The organism is Acidobacteriota bacterium (genome assembly GCA_003225175.1).
In the GTDB taxonomy this organism is placed as follows: domain Bacteria; phylum Acidobacteriota; class Terriglobia; order Terriglobales; family Acidobacteriaceae; genus Gp1-AA112.
On sequence record QIBA01000062.1, the window covers coordinates 17360 to 43588 of the forward strand.

The window sequence follows — 26229 nt, forward strand, 5'->3', positions numbered from 1 at the left end:
TCAATGAAGAACAGCATCCGGGCTTGCCGTGTGGCGCTTGCATTCACAGGGTTTCTTTTCTCTAGCCTCGGCATATTTGGCCAGGAGAGCCGAGGAACGATCAGCGGCTCGGTGCTGGATCCGGCGGGAGCCGCGATTCCCGCCGCAAATGTGACCGCGACGGAAATGCGCACCGGCGTGCAGACGCCGACGAAGTCTGACGCAAGCGGTCACTACAACCTGCCGTTCCTTCCTCCAGGTGAATATCAGATTGAAGCTGCGGCGGCGGGATTCCGGTCTTTTGTGCGCAGGGGGATCACGCTTGCGTCGAGCGATCATCCGTTGATCGATTTACGACTGGAGGTCGGGCAAGCGAGCCAGACAGTGACTGTGAGTGCTGACGCTCCGATGCTGGAAGTTGCGAACAGTTCCATTAGCCAGAGCATTACCACAAAAGAAGTCGAGGATTTTCCGCTCAATGGCCGTAATCCGATGATGGTGGCTCAACTCGCAATCGGCGTGATTGCCACTGGACAACCCTCTCTCGTGCATCCATTTGATAATGGCGCAGCCTCGGCGTGGAGCATTGGTGGTACACCATCGCAGACGGCGGAAATCCTGATGGATGGCGCTCCGAACGCTACCTGGGACAATCGGGTTGCGTATGCGCCGCCTCAGGACGCGGTGCAGGAAGTGAAGGTGAAGGCCTTCGATGGCGATGCATCGTATGGGCACACCGGTAGCGGCACGATCAACCAGGTGATGAAGACCGGAACCAACAACATGCACGGTTCCGTCTACTGGTTCTCTCAACCTTCAGCGTTGGCAGCCAATAGTTTCTTTAATAATCGAGCAGGAATTGCTGCCGCAGAGACTAAGTTGAACCAGTATGGCTTCACGGCTGGAGGTCCAGTAGATGTTCCGAAGGTTTACAGCGGAAAAAACAAGCTCTTCTGGTTCGCGGCGTTCGAAAGACTCACCGATAGTCAGCCCAACACGAAACTTCTGACGGTTCCAACAGCAGCAGAGAGGAATGGCGATTTTTCTGCGCTGCTAAATCTCGGCAGTTCTTTCCAGATCTACAATCCTTACAGCGGCGTAACTAGCGGCTCGACCGTTGCGCGGAAATCCTTCTTCTGCGACGCGGCCGGAAATCCGATCACGCCGAATCTCACGCCTGGGGCAGGCTTCGGTACACAGGCCACTGGAACTCCTTGCAACAAGATCCCGCAACAACTTTTGAGTCCGGTGGCTTCGAAGTATCTGCAGTTTTATCCGCAGCCAAACCTTTCAGGAAACTCGACTGGCTACGGTAATTTCGCTAATTCCGTTACGACGGATGACAATTACAGCAACGAACTGGGGCGTATCGATTGGGCGATGAGCGATCGCAGCCGGCTCGCGTTTAACGTTCGGCACAACAACCAGCTGCAATCGAAGAACAACTACTTCAACAACAACACGACTGGCTCGCAGCTGGTTCGACAAAACTGGGGTGGCTCAGTCGACGAGGTGTTCACATTTAGTCCAACGACAGTGCTGGATGTGCGGGCGAACTACACGCGCCTGAGAGAGGCGCATCCGTCGCCCAATGCGGGATTTGATCCAACAACGCTTGGTTTCCCGGCCTACACGGTGAGCAACAGTCGCTATCTGCAGCTTCCTGCGATCAGCTTCGGCACCAGCTGCGGTAGCGATACTACGCAGGCTGCCAGCTTCGATTGCTTCGGAGCTACGACCTCTGACTTGATTCCGTCTGAGTCGTATCAGATCTACGGCAACGTTGTGAAGCAGCTCAGTGCGCATACTTTGAAGTTCGGCGTGGACGCGCGTCGTTACTTGCTGGACGCGCAGACGTTCGGAGCGTCAAGCGGAACTTACAGTTTCAACAATTCCTGGACAAATGGACCGAATGCCAACTCTCCGGCCTCGAACTTCGGACAGGATTTTGCTGCGTTCATGCTCGGCGTTCCGACCTCTGGTTCTTACGACGTGAACACTCGCGGTACTTACACTTCCTATTACTACGCGCTGTTTGTGCAGGACGATTGGCGCATCAAGCACAACCTCACCATTAATATTGGTTTGCGGTACGACCGCGATAATCCTTACTCGGAGAAGTTGGGAAGAACTGTAAACGGTTTCGACACCACGTCGGCGAATCCGATCGCAGCTGCCGCCATCGCTGCGTACAGCAAGAAGCCGATTCCGCAGATTCCAGCCGGAAGCTTCGCGGTCCCGGGAGGCCTAACGTTTGCCACACCGCAGGATGGATCGATTTGGGACAACACTTCGAATCTCGTCAGTCCGCGCGTCGGCTTCGCCTGGAGTCCTGACAAATTCGGAGGCAAGACTGTATTTCGCGGCGGCTTCGGAATGTTCGTGCAGCCGATCGCGATGTCGAATCTGAATCCCACCGGCTCGTATTCGAGCAGCCCGATCGTCACGCAGGAGGGTTTCAGCGCGACAACACCGGTAGTAATCCCGAGCAATTTCCTCGTTCCCAGTGCGACGCTGAGCAATCCCTTCCCGACTGGCTTTCTGCAGCCGACTGGTTCTGCCAGCGGGCTGGCGACGTTTAACGGTCAGAACATCACCTTTTTCGACGGCAAAATGCAGAACCCCTATTCCGAACGCTGGACGTTTGGCATTCAGCAGGAGCTGTCGCCGAACCTCGTGATGGAGATTGCCTATATCGGCAACCACGCGGTTCACCTTCCCCTCGCATTTACCCAGTTCAATGGAATTCCACGGCAATACCTGAGTACGCTGCCTTACCGCGACACCGCCGTGAACAGCGCGCTGACTGCCTCAGTCGCCAATCCATTTGCCGGGCTGATTCCAGGTACGAGTCTGAACGGCTCTACAACAACCGTACGGCAACTTCTGGCTCCGTTCCCGGAGTTTCCTGTGGTTGACTCGACGACGTTCAGCTCGGGCGTTACGGAACGCAATGCCAATGTGGGAAGCTCAAATTTTCACAGTTTGAGCGCGCGAGTGGAGAAGCGGCTCTCGCAGGGACTGTCGTTAATTGGCGTGTATACCTGGTCGAAGCTCATGGAGCGTGACGAGTGGCTGAACGCGACTGATCTTGCGCCGGAAAAACGCGTCTCGCCCTTCGATCACACCAATCATTTCGTGCTCGCAGCGAATTATGAGCTGCCGATTGGAAGAGGCAAGTTGATCAATCTGGAATCAGGCTGGGTAAACAGTCTGTTAGGGGGATGGAGCACGAATGCCATTTACACCTACCAGACAGGCGCTCCGATTCTGTGGATGAACGGCAGCACGAACAATCCGGGAGATTATCCGCTCTGCGCGGTTGCAACGGTCGCGGGCGCGTGTCCGAATGGCGGCAGTGGTGTGCCGCAGGCTGCAACAACGTTTCCGCTGACGAGTGTCGACAGCCGCCAAGTGAACGGAGCCTCGTTCGACATGTCACATTTCGTTACTGCCTCAGGGCAGCAGTTCCAATTCCATCTGCGCACACTCCCAACCACGTACAGTAATCTGAGGCAGGACGGCATCAACAATTTCGACGCATCGGTGATCAAGAGATTTGTGATCACCGAGAGTAAGTACTTCCAGTTCCGCATGGAAGCATTCAATGTGCTGAATCATCCGACGTTTGGAGCGCCGAATACTCAGGTGACGAGTGCGAACTTCGGTCTGATTACTACCCAGGCCAATCGAGCGCGACAGCTGCAGATTGGATTGCGCTTCGTCTTCTAGGCTATTCGTACCCGACGAGGGGATTAAGGAAGGGCACGGCTCAATCCGTGCCTTTTTCCTAATCGGGCTACTCTAAGCGTTGAAGTTGCACCACAATTTATCTTGCACATCGCACGCAATAGGCTCTTCTCATCTCCGACCATTTCGGGAATTGGCGTCTGGTTGTTCGCAGTAGCCAATTCGCTGCTTCTGATTTCTCCAGTGCTGGCGCAAGATACGCGCACCGTAACTGAGCCGCATATTCCTGCCGTCTGCGCAACCTTGACAGCTGCTCTGTCGGCGAAGGCTGGCGTCCTTGCAGAAGCTGACGAACAAAAACTCGACACAGTTCGGCTTCAAGAGGCAATTGACTCCTGCGCTCCAGGTAAGGCTATAGAGCTGCGTGGCGAAGCGGGAAAGAACGCGTTCCTTTCTGGGCCTTTGGAGTTGCGGCATGCCGTTACCCTTCTGATCGATTCCGGCGTAACGCTCCTCGCATCGCGAGATCCGCGCCTGTTTGATGTCTATCCTGGCGTATGTGGAACAGTGACAGCTCAGCAGCGGCGAGGTTGCAAGCCGCTCATCCACGTAGCGGACACCGCCGCTGCCGTGATGGGCGACGGAATCATCGACGGTCGCGGTGGCTCAAAGTTGCTGAATGCGGCGACGAGCTGGTGGGATCTTGCGCAAGAAGCGAAGGTAAAGAACGCATATCAGAATTGCCCGAGGATCATCGTTGCCGAGCGAGCGGACAATTTCATTCTGTATCGCATCACGCTGAAGAACTCCCCGAATTTCCACGTGATCGTCAGCCGCACGAACGGCTTCACTGCCTGGGAAGTGAAGATCGACTCGCCTAAGACGGCGCGCAACACCGACGGCATCGATCCATCATCATCAACGAATGTGAGCATCCTGCATTCCTACATTCATGCAGGAGACGACAACGTTGCTATCAAGGCAGGCTCGGCTGGTCCCGCGTCGCACATTACGATCGCAGACGATCACTTCTACACCGGTCATGGAATGTCGATCGGCAGCGAGACGAATGGTGGTGTGGAGGCGATCGAGGTTCGCGACTTAACGATTGACGGAGCTGACAATGGAATTCGCATCAAGTCGAACTCGACTCGCGGCGGCGTGGTTCGCAACGTGTCCTATTCGAATGTCTGCATTCGCAACGTGAAGGAGCCTCTGGTTTTCGATCCGTACTACAGCACGGAGCGCGGCACTGATGTTCCAAGCTTCGAGGGCATCAAGCTGAACAGTGTTCACGTGATGACTCTCGGTAAGATGACTTTCGTCGGCAGCGATCTTCAGCATCTCCTGAGAATTCGCCTCGATGGGGTTCGGGCTGACTCCTACGACCCAAAGCAAGTTCGTGCTGCGAATGCGAGGATTGCCATCGGTCCCCGCGGAACCAACTTCGTGCCAAGCGGAGAGAACGTGATCGTCGATGGAAAGGCAGGCGCTCCGGAAGCTCCGAGCTGCGATGGCCGGTTCGTTCCCTTTCCCGCGCCGGCCACAGGCCCATCGCAAAAGCAGGCAACTTCTGACCATCCGATCATCGTTGCTCCGGACGGTTCGGGTGATTACAAGTCCATTCAGGAAGCCATCAATTCACTTCCCGAAACAGGAGGCACGATCCATGTGCGCCCAGGCACGTATCGTGAGGTGGTCGAGATCTCGAAAGCGAATGTTCGATTGATTGGCGATGAAAAGATTCCCTCCACGACAGTCATTGTCTTTGACAAGAGCGCGGGCAGTGCTGGCGGAACATTCAAGAGCGCGACGGTCAACGTGACCGGCGACAATTTCTATGCCGAAGGAATTACATTCCAGAACGATTTCAGCCAAAGAAGTCCCACGACAACCCAAGGCGCGCAGGCGGTCGCGCTCTCGGTTCAGGGCGATCGAGCAGTCTTCCGCCGCGTGCGTCTTCTGGGAGCGCAGGACACCTTATTTGCGGCGGCCAAATCGTGCGCGTCGGATACGGGTCCGTGCATTCCCGCACGACAGTACTTTGAAGATTGCTACATTGAGGGGCACGTCGACTTTATCTTTGGTGACAGCAAGGCGCTGTTTCGCAACTGCGAAATCCACGCAATTGCGCACAAAACCGTGTACCTCACGGCGCAAAGCAAACGCTATCCCGGTCAGGAAAGTGGATACATTTTTGACCATTGCAGAGTAACTGCGGCCGAGGGCGTGGGCGAGCTGTGGTTGGGAAGACCCTGGCGTGCGTATGCTTCTGTAGTCTTTCTCAATACGGAGCTGCAGGCTCAAGTTGCGCCAAAAGGATGGAGCGAATGGCATTCGGGCGAGACCCACTCGCTGGAGACTGCATACTACGCAGAGTATCGCTCGTCAGGACCGGGAGCGAATTCAACAAGCCGCGATTCACACTCACGTCAGCTGAGCGCCGGCGATGCGGAGCGGCTGTTGGCCAGTAGTCTCAAAATAGGAAACGATAACTGGAACTCGGCCGCGGTTCGTTGAAGCAAAGCAAACCATAGGTCTAAGTGACCGGTGGGCATTCGTCCAATCGCAAGTCGTTTTACCCGTGGGTTTTCCCGCGGCGGCGGAAGATCAGTATGTAGCCAGGGCCGGAGCTTCCTCACGCGTCGCAACGGACTCTGACTTTTTCCTGGAATCACTATCGTTCGTCGAGAAATGCGCCTTGGGATCAGGGAGGCGCATGTCCACTTTTCCGTGGTAGTACGCGCCGTACTCGATGCTGATTCGTCCGGCGCACACGTTGCCGGTCAGGCTGCCGCCGCTGTGAACTTCCACGCGATCACTGGCGGTAACGTTCCCGTCGACCGTCCCTCGGATGATCACTTCGCCGGCTTGCATGTTCGAACTGACAACGGCGTCACGTCCAACGTTTATGTGGCAATCGCGCAGTGAAATCGGGCCTTCGATCTTGCCTTCAATGTGGATCGGTTCCGAGCCGCTGACCTCTCCCTTGATGACAAGGGATTTTCCGATATAGGTGATCCGCTCATCGGAACGTGGACTTTTCACAGCTGGAGCGGAGCTCACAGTCGTGGAAGTAGGCTTGGGCTCTGGTGCTGAGGGTTGCGATGGACTGCCGTTCGGACGTGAGGGACTCCACATGGGGGCATGATCCTCTTAACAAAAGATGTTGGTGAGGATGTTCTATCTCGGAGTTGAACTTCTGAATAGGTGCCGTAAGGTCATGGCCGGAGATTGGTCGGCACAATGACGGAGGCCTTACTTCCTAAGGAGTTAAGAGAGAGTTTCAAATCTCATTGCTACCAGATGGTTCTTACCGCATGAGCTCTTTGAATGACTTCATCGGCTGTAACTAGAGATAGGTCCTCGACCAAGGCAGTAGCACCAATAATCCGATCCATTGGGTCTTTCGGATAGGCACTTGGGAGTTGAAGCGATCGTGCCGCGATATGGCGATTGATTGGCACGATCGTGAAGCGCGACTCGACCTCGCCTAAGAATGACTCCAAGGAGACACTTAGCCCAATCGCTTTCGCGCGATTAGATTAGCAATTTCGAACAGAGAAACATCGGAGACGAAAAGGCCGCTTGCGCGCTTTCTGGCATGTTCGATCGCTGCCGTCGCTTTTCTCGACAGCCGTGTCGGCTCGGCCAAGACCAGGACGTGCGTATCGAGGACCAGCACTAGTCCGTTTCCCACTCGTCGTCAGGAATCACTGGCCCGATTATGTCACCAAGAATCTTGACTTTGCCCTTCATGACCCCGTAGAAGTCATGTTGATCGGGATCCACAGGCACGAGTTTCGCAACAGGCTTTCCATGTTTCGTGATGATGACGGACTCGCACTTTGCCTGCACCTCGTCCATGACGGCCAGACACTTGTTCTTGAATTCGCCCGCCGGCATGCTCTTAGTCTTCATAATTCCGGGGTGTCCCCTAGCATCATCCTGAACTCTAGACTATGGTCATAATGCCATAGCCAGAACGACCGGATTTGGTTCGGGCAGGCGTCGTAGATGGAAATACGCTGCCATGCTGCTGGAGGACCTGCGTTCTGGCTATCAGTTACTCTCTCCTAAGCGCGAGGAAATCAAAGCATTTATGGCGCGAAGTTTCGAATATCAACGACGATCGGGCGCGCCAGTCTTTGTGCAGGAATCATCTCGCTTCGGCAGGCACAAACTAGCCGTTTACATCGACAGAGCGCGCCGCGCCGAGTCCTTGGGCCCGAAAAATACCAGGACTGCGAGCCGCTCGGTGATGTCGTAGAACAAATGATGCTCTCGAGCCGGCACGAAGATGATCGTGCCCGGACCTACATTGAAACTCCTGATGTCATCTCCGGCGCCAACCTTCATTTTCGCGCGTCCACTGGCAACGTAATAAACTTCGTCCTCCGCATGCGGAATCTGCTTATCGGCGTCTCCTTCATCTAATACATAGATGCCGACGCTGAACGACGGAACTCGCACGAATTCCAGGTATCTCTGATTGGAGCTTGCCAGTAATTCTGAAAATTCAAACATGTTCACATGCATAATGGGCGGGACCTAAAAGGTGTACGAAAGACCAGCGAGCGGGACTACTTTGGCACGTAAACCACCATCGTCAAGAGTAAAAAAGATGTTTCCGGTGAGTAGAAGGTTTCGATAAATACCATACTTCGCACCAACTGAAAGATTGTTCATCAGGAACGAGCCTTTTGAGGGCTGGATGTCTGCGATATCGTTGTGCACGGCACCTTGCATGTCGGTGAAAGGAACCGTGCTCAAGCGTTCCCCTCCCAGCACTCTTTGCCCGAGAAGGTCGGTCGCAAGCGTGACGCGTGACGTGAGTCGTACATCCACGCCGCCTGAATAATAAAGCTGATTAGGCAACCGCGCGGTTTTTCCAGTGGAAATGTCTCCAGCTAATATCGAATCACCATTCCATCCATAGCCGAAGTTCACGTGCGGAGATACACGCGCACGGTAAGAAGCGGCTATGAACGGTCTGATACCCCAAGCTCCGGAACCCAGGAAATTCAGTTCATCACCGCTGGGCACGCGGCCGTCGATTCCGCCGGCGATCGCCAGACGTTCTCGCGAGACTAATGTGCCCTTAAGCCGAAAGACTACATCGCCAAGTCCTGCTGCGCTTCGTGCCGTCGTGAAAGTGTGATCGGTGCTGCCGAACGGATTGTTGGCGTCGAAGAAGTGATATTCGCCTCCGAACGAGGAACGGTCATTGCAGTTACCCGCCAATTCGCAGGCCGGAATGCGCACAATGTGCGCGCTCGACGCTACACCCATGCGCACATCCAGGATGGGAATCGCAACCGAGACATCGATCCTGTTGGTGAGTCCAAAGGTGCCAAACATCGTGAACTGGTGCAGCTTGAGATCAATTCGATTGGTCGTGACGATGTAGTCTTTCTCGAACTCCGGGAATTGTCCGTTGATCTGGAATTCAATGTGCTTGAAATCTGCGGGCAGATGCTTCAAATCGATCCCATCGAGCTTATCGAATGAGAAGAATTGATAGTTTGCGCCAAGATAGAGTCGGTGTCGGCCGATGGTTTCGGCTCGTTCGCCGAAAATGGGACCATAGCTTTCGGTTGTCCGCGTGAACACTCCCAGAGCTTTATCGAAGGTGAAAGTAATCGCGGAAGCCGGCGAAGCGAGCGGCAGGATCGAGAGTTCCTGGCTTAGAGCAGAGTTGAGTGGCGTGAAGCTTTGTTGAAAGCTCGCCTGAAAATGAGCCTGGTGATTCGGATTTGGCAGTATGAGCCCAGCCGGACCATACAGCTGGGGAATCCCGCATATCAATTTTCCCGAATTGGTACTGGACGGACAGACTTGTGCTTCTATAAATGGATCAGCTAAGGACAGCGCCAACACACACATCATCACGCGAAGCGTGGTCTTCACCGTAAGTCCCCTGAATAGGCTTACTGCACAGACTCAATCATCCACTGCCCGGCCTGCTTGCCCAACTGAATTGTGACAGTACTGGATTCCGATTTCCGAATGCCGCCTTTAAAGATGTACTGGAGGGAGCGCAAGCATGTCACAGTGGCATGCGCTCCGTCAATTTGGGGATCGGAAAACTTCAGGTCCATCTGAATGGACTCGGCGTCGCGGAAGGAGGTCCTTATTTTGTTGAGTTCCTGCTTGTGCAGACTGGGCCACACGGCTGCCAGTTGATTCGCGTCTTTTTGCGTAAAGGCCTGGGAGAACCGCATCAACGTTGCTCGAACCGCTTGTGCGTCATCCGAATGAACTGGAGCGGCTGCTGTGGAAACGGTTTGCAGTTTGCGAAGCTCCGCTCGCGCATCTTCCACATATGGACTCTCTGGATAGGTCTTAAGGAATGCCTGCAAAGCGCCAGGATCCTTCCCATTGTGGGCGGTTCTCCAATCAAATTCTTCCTGCTGCAGCCTGGCAGCCAATGCGCGAGCCGCCGAGTTGTAGCGTCCCTGCGGATACTTATTCAGGAAGCGGTCGAGCGCAACCAGATCCCTGGTGTTGCGGAGAGTGTTCCACTCGAGTTCCTCGCCCCGGGCGCGGGCCTGGTCTGCAAATCGTCCGCTTGGATAGGTGCGTAAATAGGCTTCGAGGGCAGAAGGATCGTGACTATTTGCCAGCGCCAGCCAGTTCTGGAGTTCGACATCGGGACGCAACTGTCCATCAAGAACGACCTGCTTGCCGAGCAAGAACTCCTGATTGATCTGCCGCGAGAGATAGCCATCTTTCGCAAACGTGAGGGCGTGCATCCCAGGTCGAACATCAGCAGAGAAGGTTCCATCCGGCTGGACAGTGCCTACGTCCACGGCATCGATCGAGATCTTCGCGCCTGGCACTCCCTGCCGAACTGCGAGCGCGGTGCTGAGGACGATTTGCTTCTGCAGCTTAAAGAGAAGCTGCGTCTCTTTGTTTGCCAGCACCTCCGCCGTTTGAACGACGCTTTGAAATTGCGGCTTCTCTACTCTGACCGTGTATTTGCCGGGTTGCAGGACTTGGAGCAAGAGCGTGCCGGAGTGACTTGTACGTCCATATTCACGATCGTTGATAAAGACAAGGGCATTGCCTTCGCTGCTCTTCACCAGGAGAGCTCCCGTTTCGGCAGCGACGGCGCTGGGCGGAGTAAACGATGCCCAGAACACAGGCGGTTCCGGCGCTTTGGCGCGATACGGCTCGATGGTTGTTTTCACGCGATACACGCTGAGGTAGGCGTAGACAGCGATTCCCAAAATGAGTGGGACCGCGATTGCCATAGCCAATTTCAATCCGCGCAGATACGCGGCGCGCTGACGCCGGACCTCGGCGCCAGGCAAATTTGTCTGCACCCATTCGCGGTCGAAGGTGTGCCGGTACACACGATTGCGAACTTCCACCGTTCCAGAGTGGGAACGAGTGATTCCGGAGAGCCGCAGTACGGAAATGAGCGGATCAGTTTCGTCATCGCGTACGCGCTTACCGCTCCAGATGTTGGCGTATAGCGTGAGCAGGCTGATGGCGTCAACTTCGCTGCGCAGGATGCGTTCGCGCACAAAGGTCAGGTTGTCGTCGTGCTGGCGCGCTCTCTGCGACAGAAACAGCTCCTGACAAATCCGATCGACTGCGGCAGGAGTGCTGGCACGCTCTTGAGCCAGGGTTAAACAAAGCCGCTGCGTCAGATAAGGATGTCCGCCTGTCCAGTGCAGCACTCGCTTAAGCAGTCGGCGAGCAGTATCAGGATTTGCGGACAGTCCTTCGCACAAGGGGGCGGCATCGTGTTCGGTAAAGTCGGTAAGCTGAATGCGATGCCCGATGTTAAAGGGCGTGGTGCGCGTGTCCCGAATCAGGTCCGATGGAGTTGCTACGCCGAGCAGGCAGAAGGTCAGGCGATTCAGCTCAGCATCATGCGTTCGGCGATTGTAGAGTTCGCGAATGCCGGCAAAAAACTCATCGGCTGAGAACGGCAAGCTGCGGACGGAGTCGATTTCATCGACAAAGATGACGATTTTTCCCGGACAGCGCGGCAGCACAACCTCGCGCAGGGCAGCCATCCATCGCTGCATGGCGCCAATATGCTTGTGATCGAACCAGAATTCTTCAAGCTCGTCTTCGAGCTCAAGCTGCTGCGCGATGCGCTCCAGCAAACCGTTGTACCACTGCTCGGAGCTCAGGTTCTGGCCGAGTCCGGTGAGGTCGAGCACAGTGATGGAGAATCCTTCTTCGCGGAGGCGCGCCGCCGTGCGGACCATCAACGACGATTTGCCCATTTGCCTCGAAGTGAGCACATAGCAGATTGCGCCACGATGGAGTGCGGAATAGAGATCCTCGTCGGCCGCGCGGGCCACATAACAGGCGGCATCGCGACGCAGCGTACCTCCGGCGATGAAGAAGCTGTCACTCGAAATGGCGGCGCGCGTGCTCATAACAGGTGTTGTTTTAGATAGCTCTCATAGAGCCGGCAGCGTATTCGCATGTCGTGCCCTGGTTCTCCGAGCACGATGCCGGAACTGCGCAAGCGGTAAAAGTCTTCGGGCGTTCCTGACTGTCGGCCCGCGAGCATGGACCGCACGACTTCGCAGATCGACGGCTCCTGCGCGAGCATCACAAGAACTCTGCGTAGATGATCCCCAAACGGTCCCTCGTCGCGTCCAGCACGCGCAGAAAATTTATCGAAGAACGCAGAATGGGCCGTCATCTCATGCAGGCCGCGGCGCGTGAGATATGGATGGCCTCCCAGTAGCTCGTAAAATCCAGTGAGCTCGGCGGAATTCTTCAGCGGATGTCCGTATCTGCGATTCAGCTCGGCAACTTGCTCGGGAGTGAAGTCCTCGAGATAAAGCCTAGTGCCGACATTAAAGGGCGATTGATTAATGTCAGTAATAAAGAGGTGTGCTTCCGTCGCATACGCTATCGCCATGGTGAGCTTTTGCCACGGACCAGTCGGATCGAGCGAACGTTCGTTGTGCCACGAGCGAAACAGACCGAACGCTTCGCTGGCGAACTTGCAGGAGAAGAGCCGGTCGACTTCATCCATCCCCCACACCAGGCGCGTTTCCACACGACTGAGAATCTCGCGCCGCAGAAAGCGATCTAAGTTCATGCTTGGACCGCGTCTGGGGTTCCAGGACTGCTCGGGAACAATGTCGTCGAACCCGAGTTGCTCGGCGATGGCGTCGGCGAGCGCGAGGAAAAAGGAATCGATCGATTCCAGATGAGCGGCGTTCAGCTTCTGAAAGTCGGTGAGCACAACTTTGGCTCGGGATTTTCGTGCTTCCGAGAGGCCGCGCGCGAGGAGGGAAGTCTTGCCCATCTGGCGCGCGCCCTTGATGAGGACAATGCTGTCCTCGCGAGCGATCGCGGAAAGAAAGTCGTCATCTGTGGGGCGCACGATGTAGAAGGCCGAATCCAGAGGGACCGCGCCGCCGACGGCCTCCAGCTTGAGCGGACTCCGCTCCTGGCGAGGATTCCGCAATGAATCGAGTACCGCCAGCGTGAGTGCCGAATTGTCTGCCGGACTCTTCCACTCGGCATACTGCAGAGGATTGAGATTGGCCGACATCGTGTCCGGGAAAGGGTCGAAGTAATTCACGCGTATCGGCAAAATACGCGGTTTCCCCTTTTGGCGCTGAGCCGCCTCGTGCGCAATTTCTATCTCGTAGGCCAGCATCTCGCTCTTAACAGAAGACTCAGAGAGCAGAGGAATCACCGCCTCAGCCTGACAAATGCGCCGTTCGATCTCGCGCGCCCACTCCATGCCTACGAGCAGGTGACGATCAATGAACACGCGATAACTGTTCCGTACCAATTCGGTTTCGAGCAGCCGCAGGATCTGCTCGTCGGGTTCAGCATTGCGCTTGTAAAGAATCGCAATTTCGCCCGTCGCTGTGGCCACCGGAGACACAGCCGGTGAGATCGATTTGTGGCGAAGGTCGGCGGCAAGGTTCTGCAAATCGAGGCCGATGTCGGCCGCTGTCTGATATCGAAGGGCGCGATCCTTGTGCAGCGCTCGCTCGATGATCTGTTGCAATTCGCGCGGCACGGCAGGATTCACAGTCGCTGGCGAGGGCGCCGTGCGATTCAGAATGCCGTCAAAGATTACCGCCGAGGTATCTCCGCGAAACGGCAGCACTCCCGTAGCCATCTGATACAGAACCACGCCAAATGAGAAGAGATCCGAGCGGCCATCGAGTTCCTCGCCGCGAGCCTGCTCCGGCGACATATAAGCAACGGTGCCGACGAATTCGCCAGAACTTGTCGCACTCTCCTCGGCAGTCACTGTCGCTAAACCGCCATTGCCACCCATACCCACTCGGGCGACAGCCCCGCGTCTGCGCTCAACTTTCGCCAGACCAAAGTCCAGGACTTTGATCTGTCCCTGGGCATTTACAAAAATGTTCGCAGGCTTCACATCACGGTGGACAATTCCGCGCCCATGTGCCGCTTCCAATGCCTGTGCGATCTCAGTCCCATATTGCAACACTTTCTCAATCGGCAGCGGCTCGCGCGCCATCAGCTCCTTGAGCGTCCAGCCCTCGAGAAGCTCCATCACAATAAAGTGCCATCCCTTCCACTCGCCAACGTCATGGATGGTGCAGATATTCGTGTGATTCAGCGCGGAAGCAGAGCGAGCTTCGCGCTGGAAGCGCTCCAAATGCGAGCGGTGATTCGACAACTCGCGCGCAAGGAATTTAATCGCGATATTGCGGTCAAGACGAATGTCTTTTGCTTTGTAGACCACTCCCATGCCGCCCGCGCCAAGCCGCTCCAGCACCAGGTAATGGTTCACGCTCCTGCCAATGAGCGGATCCTTTGCCTCGGTTTTGGGATGGAGAAAGCGCTCTGGGGTGGAATGGTTTCCCAAGCCGCCTTTGCATAGATTAGAGACCTGCAGCTGGATTCCATTAGCGAGTTCGAACTCACCAGCCGGGTGCATCATTTCCGACCAACGTCCAAACTGGCTCAGCAGATCGGCAGCCGCATTGGAAACCAGAATGTGACCTGCGTCCCCACACTCCATGATCTGTCGAGCAACCGCGAGGCTGATTCCGGAAATTTGAGGAGAGTCACCGCCGGATTCACAATGAATTGGGCCGGTGTGAAGGCCAAGACGTATTTTCGGAGATGCGATCCGAGCCAGGGGAGAGACGAGTTCCAGTGCACAACAAGCGGCGCTTTCCGGGGAATCAAAAAAGACGACCGCCAGATCATGCTTAAAGGCAAGAAAAAGTGCGTCGCCCCGCCTCTGACAGCGCTGAAACTTGGGCGTGCCTTGAAGAGCTTCCATCAAGCGATGAACAACCCGCTGCTCTTCCGGAGCACCGGAACCCGCGTCCGCTACGCCCACCGCCAGCACGTGCGCAATACGCACGTCCGGCAAGTTCATGGATTGCACCCCCATTAGAGCCCCTGATAGCTATGTGTCCAGTGAAGTCGCCCATTATGACCGAAAATGGGGGTGCTGGCTATCTCGCTGGAGCTTCGGGTGTCCATGCTCCATCTGCGACTAAAGCAGCCTATGCGGCTGGTGGATGGCTTGTACTTCGTCGCCGAGCACGATGACCATCACCTGGCAACGATCTGGGAAGCACTAGACAGATAAAAGCTCAGTAGGGCCGCACTAGTGGCTGGGTAAACGTCGGTCGGCCTGCGTCGGCTTTACTGATCACCACGCCAGTTTTTCGGGCAGGAACTCCGCGAACAGATCATCGTAGTAAGGCTTCAGTTCCTTCACGTCTGGCTTGGTATGACCTTTCGAGTACAGGTCATAGGGATTGAATTTCTTCACCCATTCGAGCATCGCCCGATCTTTTTCGTTTTCCAGGTGCTGATAAGCGCCATGGCGGTGCCACGCGTAGAACGAGTGGAAGCGAAGCATATAGAGAGCTTCGTCGCGCAGGTATGGCTTCATGACTTCGGCGATGTAGCCGTCGTGGCCGAAAGACATGTGTACATTTTCCAGTCCGCAGTTTGGCTCGTAGATTCCGTACTGCGTCTGGTACTTCGGAGCATTCCGGTCGGGGTTGTTGGCGAAGTACTCGGGAAAGACGATCTGGTCGGACCATGCGCAGCCTACTGGAAATGTGTCTCCAACTACGCCCCATTGTGGTTCCCCGTAAAGGCACAGACATTTGCCCAGATCGTGGACGAAGCCCACGAGCACCATCCACCTCGGATGGCCGTCACGACGAATGGCCTCGGAGGTTTGCAGAAGGTGCTCGAGCTGTGTGAGGTCCGTATCGGGGTCGCTATCATCCACTAAGGTGTTCAAATATTCGGCGGCTTCCCACACGCTCTTGACGCCACGTTTCAGGCCGAAATATTCCTTCTCTTTTTGGAGCACATAATCGAGCGTCTGATACTGATGGTTCAGCCGATAGAACTCAGCAACTCCCGGGTTCGCCTGAGCGTCGTACTGACGGAATTGCGATTCCGATTTGCCTTCTTTGTAGCGACCCTCCACGAAGTCATCCCACTGTTCCAAATTGGAAAGCGGCTCGGTCGCTGGACGAGTGCTCGATGTGGTCATGGCGATTTGCCTCTCCGGAATTGCCGAAACGTTTCGGTATTTATTGTAGGCCTATCCGAACAGATTCACCAGCGGCATTCGCCCAGGTGCTGCTTACGCAAGTGTCTTTGGATAGATGGCTGAAACAGCTTTGTTTCCAGCAACTTATGCTTGCCAGTCGGCTTACGTCACATGGTCACGATGCTTTGCAGATGCATTTGGTCCCCAAAGGCTTGCATGTATTCCGAGAGGACTGCTCCGGCGACTTCCTTGCGTCCGACAAGAGGATTTGTAACCAATGCCGCCAAGGCAGCTTCGTTTGATCTGTTTACCGAGGCGCGCACCGTGAGACGTTCGTATTCCTTTACTTGCAGCAGCAGCCCACGGACGGCTGCTGGAGCACGTCCCACTTTGCGAGGGTTGACTCCTGCAGAGGAAACGTCACATGGCAGCTCGACCGCATCGTTGGCATCAAGATCTTCGATGGCGCTGTTGTTTCGGACAGTTAGCGGTATTGGTATGGTTGAGTCCGAATGGAGCGCTTGAAGAACCAGTGTGGCTATGCGTTCATATCCCGAGAATTGCGAGTAGAGCGCCTGGCCTCCCTCGCGACGTTCTCCTGCTGTTGCCTCGATGCTGAAATATGAGGCATTTCGTTCGCGCAGATAATTTTCATAGATCTCGATCAATTGAGATTCGGCAGCGTGCGCTAATTTGCTGAAGAGAGCTTGATTCATCAATGAAATGGCTTGCCCGCGTGATTGTCCGCTTCGCTTGGTGTTGCGATAGGCCGCATCGGGAAAGTAGTAGAAGTAGAGATACTCTGTCGGAAGCAGTCCCAAGTGCTGAATAAATTCGACGGGGAACAAGCCATGCCGGTAACACTTCTGAATCAACTTGGGGGACGAGAGGAGCTTCGGAAGCAGTTCTGTTTTGTCTCGATCACGAACGCCACGCACCCAGCCAAGATGATTTAGTCCCAGATAATCGAATTCAAGCTCGAACGGATCTCTGCCGAGTGCAGTTGCGATCAGTTCAAAGGTCTCCAGGGGAGTGTCGCAGACGCCGACGATCTTCACTGTTGAGTGATTCAGAAGGCCCTGGGAGATGATTCCCACGGGATTCGTGAAATTGACGACGGTCGCGCGTGGAGCAACTCGTTCGATGAGCCGGGCATACTCCAGCATTACTGCAAGATTTCGCATAGCGCAGGCGAATCCGCCAGCGCCTACGGTCTCCTGGCCGACGAGTCCGTGTGCCAGCGCAATGTTTTCATCCTTCACGCGCGCTTCAATTCCACCTGCGCGCACGCTGGTAATCACATACGTCGCGCCAGCGACGGCTTGTTCTGGATTGGAACAAACACTTAATTTCGCTGCGAGACCGCTCCGCTTCGCCATTGCAGCTGAGACTCGGCCCATCGTTCTTAGACGTTCGGAATCTGTATCCCAAAATGCAAGTTCATCGATGCCAAGTTTTGACCGGGCTTCTGCAAGCCCATGTATGAGAAGGGGAGTTCTGACCCCCGCAGCTCCGATGATTGCGATCTTCATGACGGTGATGTTGTCGTGGCCTAGCTAATCTAAATGGATACTGGCTTCAACTCAATGCGCAGTCGTCTTCATCAGCCGCTTCAATTGCCTTTGCGTCGGTATCGCAGAGGAGCCGCCGGCAGCGGTGGTCGCGAGTGCGCCGCAAACATTGCCGGCTCGCAGACACTCCTCAAGATCCCATCCTGCAAGATAGCCGTGAAGAAAGCCTCCATTGAAAGCGTCGCCGGCGCCGGTCGCGTCGATCGAGCGAACGCGAATGGATTTCGCCCGCACAATCCTCCCGTTCTGAAATGCAATGGAACCACCTTCGCCAAGCTTGATAACGGGAACTCGGACCGACCGAGCGATCTTTTTGAGCGCGCTTTCGATGCTTCGTTCCTGTGTCATGGCGCGAGCCTCCATCTCATTGGGAAACGTAAACTCGAGTTCTTCCAGCAAACGAGGAAGCTCGCGCGATTGAAACATCTCAGGATTCCATCCGATGTCGGCGGAGAGAGTGAGTCCCTGGGAGCGCAGACGCCGGATTGCAGGGAGCCAGGCTCTAATTGGCCAAAGGGCGCAAGCCAAATGAACGTGTTTAGACGCCCGAAGCTGTGTTCTCACCTTCGGCAAATCGAGCAGGCTGCGCAAGTTCTCATTGATGGCGTCATGAGTAATCATCATTCGGTCGCCGTTATAAGAGGCGCATACGGTTCGCGCGGTCGGAAGCTGCGAAGAGGATTCGCATGCTTCAACAGAGACTTTGCTCTTAACTAACCTCTGCCACGCCGGGCTCAGACGTGCATCCTGTCCTATCCTGGTAACTACGGCAGTAAGTGTGCCCAATCCAGCGGCTACCAGCGCCGTAGTTGCTAATCCTCCTCCGGGTAGTTCTGCGAAACTGCGAGTTTTGACCTCCTCTCCCAATCTGGGAACATCCGGTAGATCGTAAAAGACCAAGTCAAGATAGAACTCCCCGAAGATGAGTAATTGTTGAGGAGAACGCGCGAAGGCAAGCGCCATTACGCGAAAATCATAACAGCTGAGCTAAGGGCTGAAGTCTTCTGTTGCGAAAGAGGACCCGGATACCCTGCCATGTCAGATTTCCAAGAGTCCGAGTATGCTTTTGCAACACGACTTCAAAGGCCAATCGGGTGCAGCGTTGCGATCGAAGGAAAAGAAAGACCGGCGACACATCACCATTCGCGAGGTAGCGAAAGCGGCGGGAGCTTCCGTGGCCACCATCTCGGCCGCGCTAAACAATTCGGACTATGTCAGCGCCGAGATGCGCGGTCGTATTCAGGATGCCATCAAGCAGCTGAAATACCGCCCTAATGATTTGGCTCGCGGGCTTCGCCTGCAAAAGACCCATTCGATCGCCATTATTGTCCCCGATCTTTCCAACAATTTTTACGTCGACGTGGTTCGCGGAGCGAAGGACTATTCGGCCTCGGCGAATTACACGATTCTGATTGGCGACTCGCGTGAAAGTTGGGAAGAGGAGCGCAACTATCTGGATTCGTTTCATCGGCGGCGTGTGGATGGCGTTGTGCGTGTTCCTGCAATGGATGCAGTTGCCAAGAAAGCCACGCCCATTTTGGGCAACATACCGGTGGTTTATGCCGATCGATATCCGGCTGTTCGCGATTCGTCCGTCGGGCGCGTTGGTGTGGATAATGCGCTGGCGGCAGACAATGCCACCCGTTACCTTCTTAGCCTCGGACATCGAATGATCGGCATCATTTCGGGAGATACGTCCAGTGGCACTTCGGCGGATCGATTGAAGGGGTTTCTGCATGCTCTGAGCAGCGTCAAGATTCGCCCGGACCGCTCAATGATCCACACCGGAAATAACGATATGGAGAGCGGACATCAGCATGCCATGCAATTGCTGACGCGCGCGCGACGCCCTACAGCGATTTTCTGCACGAACAACATGATGGCGCTTGGGGCACTGGCTGCCATTCAGGAGATCGGTCTGGCATGCCCGGAGGAAATCAGTCTGCTTGGCTTTGACGATTTCTATTGGTCAACTCTGCTGCGTCCGAGGCTTACAGTTGTCCGTCAACCGGCGCGCGAGGTCGGGATGATAGCGGCCAGAATGCTCATCGACCACGTCGAGGGCCGTCCCAGCGTTGCTAGCCCTGTTCTGCTGGCGACGCAACTCGTCGTGCGCGATTCCTGCAGTCCTCCAAAGCAGAACAATTCCTAACCAGCGGACGTTGATCGATTTTCGACCTGTGCTTCGAGCGGCCATGACCGGATAGTCCGGGCCCGCAGCAGATAGGCAACTAGACCCAAGAGCAAAAGAATGGCCGCGCTGCCGACGTATTGCCTTTGGTCAGGAGTCGATGCAACGTAGGTCCAGCCCACAAGTGCCACGATGGCTGGGACGGGATAGAGCCACATACTGAACGGGCGAGGGATGTCCTTCCGATACCAACGCATCGCGAACAGCGCGAATATCTGCGGAATGAACTGAAAGATGATCTGCGTAATCATCAATGCCAAGAGAAGCCGTTCGAGGGTCAACCAGCAAAGAGGCACAGCCATCAGGCTGATCGCAATCAGTGAGACTGTCGGAAAGTGCCCCTTCGAATGAACCCGGCCAAAGATCTTGAAAAAGTTTCCTTCTGCGCCTGCGGCATACAGAATCCGCGAGTAGCCAAGCGTCATCGTGAAAATCCCGCCAAGCGTTGCGGCCAGAATCAACACGGTCATCACTGCGGCCGCGCGTGAACCGTAGAGCTTGCCGATAAATTCCGAAACGACGGCGCTGGAGACGGCTGCATCGCGCCACGGGATCGTTCCAATAATTGTCACGCTCATGAAGAGATACAGGACTGCGACAAGCAACACTGACAGGACGATTGCTCGCGGAATGTTCTTCGAGGCGTTCTTTACCTCGGCGCCAAGATAAGTAATGTTGTTGTATCCGCCATAGTTGTACATCGCAATGAGAGTGGCACTCGCGAGGCCATAGAAGAATCGCTTCGAGAGATGAAAAGCGCCGGGAGGGAAATCGAACGCTATGCTGGGATTCATATGAATCACCCCTGCACCAATCACCCAAAACATCGCGGTAAAAACGATCCCCAGCATGATTACGGAGAGCCGTCCGACTGTTTTGATTGGGCGATACAAAAGAAAGGCTATGAGAAGACTTATGAAGGCGGCGAGTAAACCTACGCCGGCGTGAGTCAAGCCAGGGAAAAAATAGTGAGAGTACTCGGCAAACCCAACGCACGCGGCGGATATGGATAGCGGCGCAGCGAAAATGGTTTCCCACAGAAATAGAAAAGAAATCAGACGGCCCCAGGTACGCGGATTGAATGCTTCGCGAAAATAAATGTATGCGCCACCTGCCCCCGGCATGGCGGCGCCCAATTCGGCATAAACCATGCCATCGCAAATGGAAAAAATCGCCCCCAGAAGCCACCCGAGAATCGCCTGCGGTCCACCCATCGCAGAAAGAATGACTCCGATGGTGATGAAGGGCCCGATTCCAATCATCTCCAGCATGTTGACTGCAGTGGATTGAAGCAACCCCATGCCGCGGACTAACTTGTCGGAGGTGGCGGCTATTTCAGACGGAAGATGCGGTGTAGAGTTGTCGACCAATTCCAGAATCCTGCTTACCTGAGCGCTTGTAAAGGTGAGCCGCAATATAGCACGTCAACGTTGTGCAGATGACGGTGGAGAGCGCATGAAAGAGCTGGTAACGCTGAGAGGCAGGAGAATGTGTTCCCTTTTGGGATCAAGAAAAATTCTCCCGCTTCATTGTTCCATATGCCTCTCCGTACTTTGCCTGATAACTGGTGTCGGTGCTCGAGAGCATCGTGCTTCGCCAACAGTCGGGTCGAGTGGAGTCATCGCGTCTGCACAATCTTCTCTCGCCTCAGGGAATCCAACAGAAGCGATACAGGTCCTTTCGACTCACCTTCAGGCGCACCCTAAAGACACTGCAGCGCGTCTGTTGCTGGGGGAGGCTTTTACAGCCAGGAGAGAACTCGGCCAGGCTGAGCAGCAATATCAGGAAATTCTGAAATACGCGCCCGACAACTACCTGGCGCTCGCCGGTCTGGGCGAGATCTATGACCGCGCAGGCGATCCTGCGAAGGCAGAAGCAATTCTGGCCCATGCCGCCAAGGTGAGCCACGGCGTACCGAAGGTACAAACCGCATGGGCGGTGGTGCTTGCTCGATTGCATCGTTACAGCGAAGCGTCCCACGCTCTGTCGGAGGTTCCACCGCCGAAATCGCCCGAAAAGCGGCTCTCCTTCCATCGACTCAAGGCGTCCATTGCCGCTGGCTTGGTAGATCCTGCCGGCGCAGCAGCGGAAATGGAGAACGCATTAGCGCTCTCGCCCAATCAAGCTGGACTCCAGATGGCTACTGCAGCTGCTGAAACTGAGGCAAAGCATTGGGAGCGGGCCGCGAAATTAGCTGGTCCGCTGTTTGCTCGCACTCATGACCCAGCTTTGGGATTGATGCTGCTGGAAGCACAGTTGGGAAGTGGCGATGAGATTCGTCATACGTTGGAACAGCTTCGCACATTGACTTTGTCGCAAGAACAGGAAGTAGTCTTCCGCCAACGACTGGCGGAAGTACTCATCGCACATGAACGCTTCTCCGAATCAGCAGACGAACTCAAGAGAGCAGTCGAACTCGATCCGAGTCGCGCCGAGGTGAGATTCAATCTCGCTCTTTCTCAATTCAAATCGGGCGGGTTGGACGATGCCTTGGCAACTGCAGAAAGCATGCAGACGACTGCTGACAGCGCTGAACTTGAAGATCTAATCGGAGACATTCAGGAAGCTCGCGGAGACGAGCTCTCGGCGGTGCGTAGCTATCAGGCTGCAATCGCGCTTGCACCGAATGAGGAGAAATACCGACTCTCGCTTGCGTTCGATCTTATCCGGCACAAGAGCTTCGAACCTGCTCGCGTGGTCCTGACGCAAGCTCAGGAATCGCATTCGAACTCCTGGCGGATCCAGGTTGCGTTGGGAATGGTCGAATATTTTTCCGGAAGCGCTGAAGAGGCGACCAAAACTCTTCTGAACGGTGCAGGCATGGCACCAGATCCCGAATTGGCGCTCCGATATGTCGGCGACGTTCAGATGGACGAATCAGGCCCGCCTAATCCTGCTGCATTGACTCGTCTTTGCGAGTATGGCGACGCTCATTCCAAGTCCGGAATGCTACAGTTCTACTGCGCTGCGTTGCTATTCCGTAGAGATTATCTTTCTAATGATCGCTCGCATACGGAGGAGATTCTTCGTCGGCTAAACACAGCAACTGAGAAGCTTCCCAACGAAGCCTCTCCTCATTGTCAACTGGGGAAGGCATACCGCTGGATCGAGCGTTGGCAGGATGCGCTTCGCGAATCGGAGACCTGCGCGCGAATGGAGCCGAACTCGCCGGACGCGCATTACCGGCTTGCTCAGATTTACCAGCATCTCGGTCAACAACATCGGTCTGAACAGGAGATGAAACTGTATCAAACGGCATCGGCACGTCTGGCCGACGAGAATGCCAGACGCGATGAGACCATCAAAACTTTTCTTTATTCAATTCAGGGCCAGGCGCAGGACCGCAAGTAAAAGCATCTGCGCTTCGCGTCCATCCCAGTGGTTTACCGCTTCGGCTTGTCCAGCGACGCGCGTTGTTTTCCCGATTGGGTACTGGCGAGCTGCGGACTCTTACCCAGGCTGATCATATTCGCGAACAACCGGTAGGCTCCCGGAACACCCTCGGGCATCTGGCGATAGAAGGCATAGGCGTTGTAGATGTACACGCCCTTCCCATATTTCGCGTAAACCAGCCCGCCTTTTTGCGGCTCCTGACCCGCATCGTGTGTTTCGAGAAGAGGCTGATAATTGGTATCCCACGACTGCAGGAACTTCGATCCCCGCTCCTCTACCCAGTTGTCGAAATCCTTGCTTGTGATCTTGTTTGGCCAGGTAAAGACAGCATTCGCAGGTTCGAGGATTTCCATTTTGGAATGCTCGTCGGTTACCTCCTCCGGATTTGAGCCCATCTTGTAGGGATATGGACCATAATTGTGATCGTATTCCGGCGTGTTGTACTGCACGATGACAACTCCGCCATTTTTTGCGTAGTCGAGGATCCGACTGTTGTAGGTCTTTAGATCATCGCGAACCGCATAGGCGCGCACGCCGACAACAATCGCATCGTACTTCGACAGATCACCGCCGGCGAGGTCTCCCGGCGAGAGGAAGTGAACATTGATTCCCAGGTTCACTAATGAGAGGGGCACGTCATCGCCCGCGCCTACGATATATCCAACGTTCAGACCCGGCGCAATCTTTACGTCGACGCCAGTCGTGCGATATGCGGAGGCGCGATACAGATTGTACGGACGCAGGTCAGGATATCCGACAGTGTGATAGCCCTCTTTGTACTCGCGGCCATCATAGGTGGCGACTGCGGTGATGGTGTAAGGCTTCTCCTCGATTCGCCCAGGCACGACGTGAAATTTGAGAATCTGATCGTCGCCATCCTTAGCTGTCAAAAATGCTTGCTGCTCCGATTTCCATCCCACTGGCAGATCGAGTCTCACGGTTCCTTTGGCTGGTCCCTTGACATTGCTGTGGACCCTGACCGTCAGGTCAAACGCCTTTGAGCTGAGAGGAACTATTCCAGCCTGTGGCGCGATGGCAACCGACACAGCAGGACCAATCACCAGAGGCTCAAGAACAGTCCCCGGTCCCGTGACGCGCTTCACGGACTGCACGACTTGCGAAATCTCGAAAGGCACTCCATCGAAGCTGAATTGCACCTTGGCTAACAGAGGGTATGGTGCAAGCGGCATGTTCAGGAATTGCGGTTCTTGAACGTCGTAGTAAGGCTGCTCGATATCTGGTCGTGCGAAGTAGGGACGCGTATAGCCCGCGTTCTGCGGTGCGTGAATCGCAAAGCGCGTGTCCATTGACTGATTGGATTTTAACGTTCCGCTGGTTTGCGATTCCGGATCAACCTTCCACTGCTCGCCTTGAGGCGTTTCGATAGCTACGCTCCCGACTTGCACAGGCAAATTCGTCGGATTCGTGGTATGAACCTTTACCCAAAATTGCTGCCCCGGAATGGCGACCTGGAAGGTCTCCGGATTTCGAAAAAAACGCGCAAAGGGGCCGGTAGGTTCTTTCTCCGGAGCAACAGCAGCAAGGACTGATAACCCCAGCGCCTCTCCGAGAGCGTTCCCGAATTGGACTTGCTTTACTTTTAATTCATGAGCAACATCATATTTTGAATCGTCGCTCAGGCTGCTCGCGGCAACCTTCTCAATCAAATCGTTGGTCGCTTTTAGTCCCTCGGCCAAAGTAGAAGCAATAGTCTCCGGACGCGGTGCTGAAAAATCGTGGATTGCCTTCTCCACGAGCGAGTTGATGCTTGCCAGCCTCTCCTTGAGAAATGCCGAGTCTGCTCCCTGGCTCAGACTGGCGATGCCCATGAGCGAAACATCAATGCCGTCAAAGAATGTGGATTCCTTTTCTGGGACTGAGGCCAGCGAAGCAAAGCGATGATACGGGCTCATTTGTTCCTCGGCTGGAGGCATACCGGTTCCGCCGTTTTGCGATCTCTGGTGGCCGAGTCCAAGGCGCGACACCTGTTCGTAAGTCAAGCCCAGGAGCGGGTTGTACTCGCCTTCGGGAATCTCGACTGCGGGTGAGAGTTCTCCCTTAGTGATAGTTCCGTCAGTGTAGTTGTGAAATTCGGCCGGATAGTACTTTCCGTCTGCGTAGTCATATATGCCTTTGTCGGTGATTCGCGCGAAAGGCACGCGGGCATAATCCTTGACCGGCTTCCACGGCCGCAGACCCTCCTTCAATTGCTCAGGAAACATCGCCGGGTCTCCTGCCGCCTTGAAAGCTTCCTGTGCCATCTGGCCGGCCGTTTGGTGATTCCCGTGGCCGTCTGTACGGCCGCCGACAAAAACTGAAGTGATTACCAACGGGCGCGTCATGCGGACTACGCGCACAACATCGGCAAGCACGCGATCATGACCCCAGTTGTCCAGGCTTTCCTCTTTGGTTTTTGAAAAACCGTAATCGATCACACGTGTCCAAAACTGTTGTGTGCCGTAGTAATGATCGGCCGCGAGAAGTTCTTCCGTGCGCACGAGTCCGAGCGCGTCGAAGTAGTCTGACGACATCACGTTGGCGCCCCCTTCACCGCGGTTCAAAGTCAGCAGGGCGACGCGAGCTCCCTGGCCGCGCGATGCATAGGTGAGCATTCCGCCATCTTCATCATCAGGATGAGCAGTCACCATTAGCAAACTGGCGCGCGTGCGCAACTTTTGCAGACTTTGCCAAAGAGCACTTGCGCCGCGATCAAACGGTATGGGCTGCGCAGTCACTTCGGGCGCGGTGCTGACGGCAGTCGGGGACTGCGCCTTTGCTGAGGAGACTGGAAAGAATAGGGGCAATATGCAGGCGAGGACCACAAGCAGAGCGAAAATACGATTTGATCTGAATGCCATAGATCTCCTTTGCACATTCCGAACCTGTTGAGGCGATGATAG

General features: G+C 55.3%; 15 protein-coding genes and 1 pseudogene. 4 read left to right on the forward strand and 12 right to left on the reverse strand.

The genetic code is table 11. The features are described from left to right. Positions 1 to 3 precede the first annotated feature (3 nt). Positions 4 to 3711, forward strand: a complete 3708-nt coding sequence (locus tag DMG62_18255) for a TonB-dependent receptor (protein PYY21508.1) — start codon at positions 4 to 6, stop codon at positions 3709 to 3711. Between the two features lie 204 nt (positions 3712 to 3915). Beyond that, positions 3916 to 5205, forward strand: a pseudogene (locus DMG62_18260) (glycoside hydrolase). 1074 nt (positions 5206 to 6279) lie between these two features. On the opposite strand, the gene DMG62_18265 reads toward DMG62_18260, so the two are convergent. The 10 genes from DMG62_18265 to DMG62_18310 form a co-directional block, all read right to left on the reverse strand. Further along, complete coding sequence (locus DMG62_18265; GenBank protein ID PYY21484.1) at positions 6280 to 6810, reverse strand: cell shape determination protein CcmA; 531 nt, start codon at positions 6808 to 6810, stop codon at positions 6280 to 6282. 158 nt (positions 6811 to 6968) lie between these two features. Then, positions 6969 to 7196: a hypothetical protein gene (locus tag DMG62_18270; protein ID PYY21485.1), complete on the reverse strand. Its 228-nt coding sequence runs from the start codon at positions 7194 to 7196 to the stop codon at positions 6969 to 6971. A gap of 157 nt (positions 7197 to 7353) precedes the next feature. Next, positions 7354 to 7590, reverse strand: coding sequence for a type II toxin-antitoxin system prevent-host-death family antitoxin (locus DMG62_18275; GenBank protein ID PYY21486.1), 237 nt, complete (start codon positions 7588 to 7590; stop codon positions 7354 to 7356). A 270-nt stretch (positions 7591 to 7860) separates the two neighbouring features. Further along, the gene (locus DMG62_18280) at positions 7861 to 8208 is read right to left on the reverse strand and encodes a cupin domain-containing protein (protein PYY21487.1); all 348 of its coding nucleotides are present in this window, start codon (positions 8206 to 8208) and stop codon (positions 7861 to 7863) included. A 12-nt stretch (positions 8209 to 8220) separates the two neighbouring features. Then, positions 8221 to 9579 (reverse strand): hypothetical protein, encoded by a 1359-nt coding sequence (locus DMG62_18285; protein PYY21488.1) that lies wholly within the window; start codon positions 9577 to 9579, stop codon positions 8221 to 8223. 20 nt (positions 9580 to 9599) lie between these two features. After that, positions 9600 to 12071, reverse strand: coding sequence for a hypothetical protein (locus DMG62_18290; GenBank protein ID PYY21489.1), 2472 nt, complete (start codon positions 12069 to 12071; stop codon positions 9600 to 9602). Further along, on the reverse strand, positions 12068 to 15046 hold the full coding sequence (locus DMG62_18295; protein ID PYY21490.1) for a hypothetical protein: 2979 nt from the start codon (positions 15044 to 15046) through the stop codon (positions 12068 to 12070). The genes DMG62_18290 and DMG62_18295 overlap by 4 nt, the downstream gene beginning before the upstream one ends. A gap of 264 nt (positions 15047 to 15310) precedes the next feature. Next, on the reverse strand, positions 15311 to 16174 hold the full coding sequence (locus DMG62_18300) for an inositol oxygenase (protein ID PYY21491.1): 864 nt from the start codon (positions 16172 to 16174) through the stop codon (positions 15311 to 15313). A gap of 167 nt (positions 16175 to 16341) precedes the next feature. Beyond that, the gene (locus DMG62_18305; GenBank protein ID PYY21492.1) at positions 16342 to 17706 is read right to left on the reverse strand and encodes a 6-phospho-beta-glucosidase; all 1365 of its coding nucleotides are present in this window, start codon (positions 17704 to 17706) and stop codon (positions 16342 to 16344) included. Between the two features lie 51 nt (positions 17707 to 17757). After that, positions 17758 to 18708 (reverse strand): hypothetical protein, encoded by a 951-nt coding sequence (locus tag DMG62_18310; protein ID PYY21493.1) that lies wholly within the window; start codon positions 18706 to 18708, stop codon positions 17758 to 17760. 97 nt (positions 18709 to 18805) lie between these two features. On the opposite strand from DMG62_18310, the gene DMG62_18315 reads away from it, so the two are divergent. Then, entirely contained in the window at positions 18806 to 19897 is a 1092-nt protein-coding gene (locus tag DMG62_18315; protein PYY21494.1) for a LacI family transcriptional regulator, read from the forward strand. Here the strand turns inward: DMG62_18315 and DMG62_18320 are convergent. Next, positions 19894 to 21237: an amino acid permease gene (locus DMG62_18320; GenBank protein PYY21495.1), complete on the reverse strand. Its 1344-nt coding sequence runs from the start codon at positions 21235 to 21237 to the stop codon at positions 19894 to 19896. The two genes, DMG62_18315 and DMG62_18320, sit on opposite strands and share 4 nt — an antisense overlap. Before the next feature lie 154 nt (positions 21238 to 21391). Between DMG62_18320 and DMG62_18325 the strand changes: the two genes are divergently transcribed. Next, positions 21392 to 23287, forward strand: coding sequence for a hypothetical protein (locus DMG62_18325; protein ID PYY21496.1), 1896 nt, complete (start codon positions 21392 to 21394; stop codon positions 23285 to 23287). Between the two features lie 32 nt (positions 23288 to 23319). Here the strand turns inward: DMG62_18325 and DMG62_18330 are convergent, their stop codons facing one another. Then, a complete protein-coding gene (locus DMG62_18330) occupies positions 23320 to 26187 on the reverse strand; it encodes a GlcNAc-PI de-N-acetylase (GenBank protein PYY21497.1) in 2868 nt (955 codons plus the stop codon). Positions 26188 to 26229 lie beyond the last annotated feature (42 nt).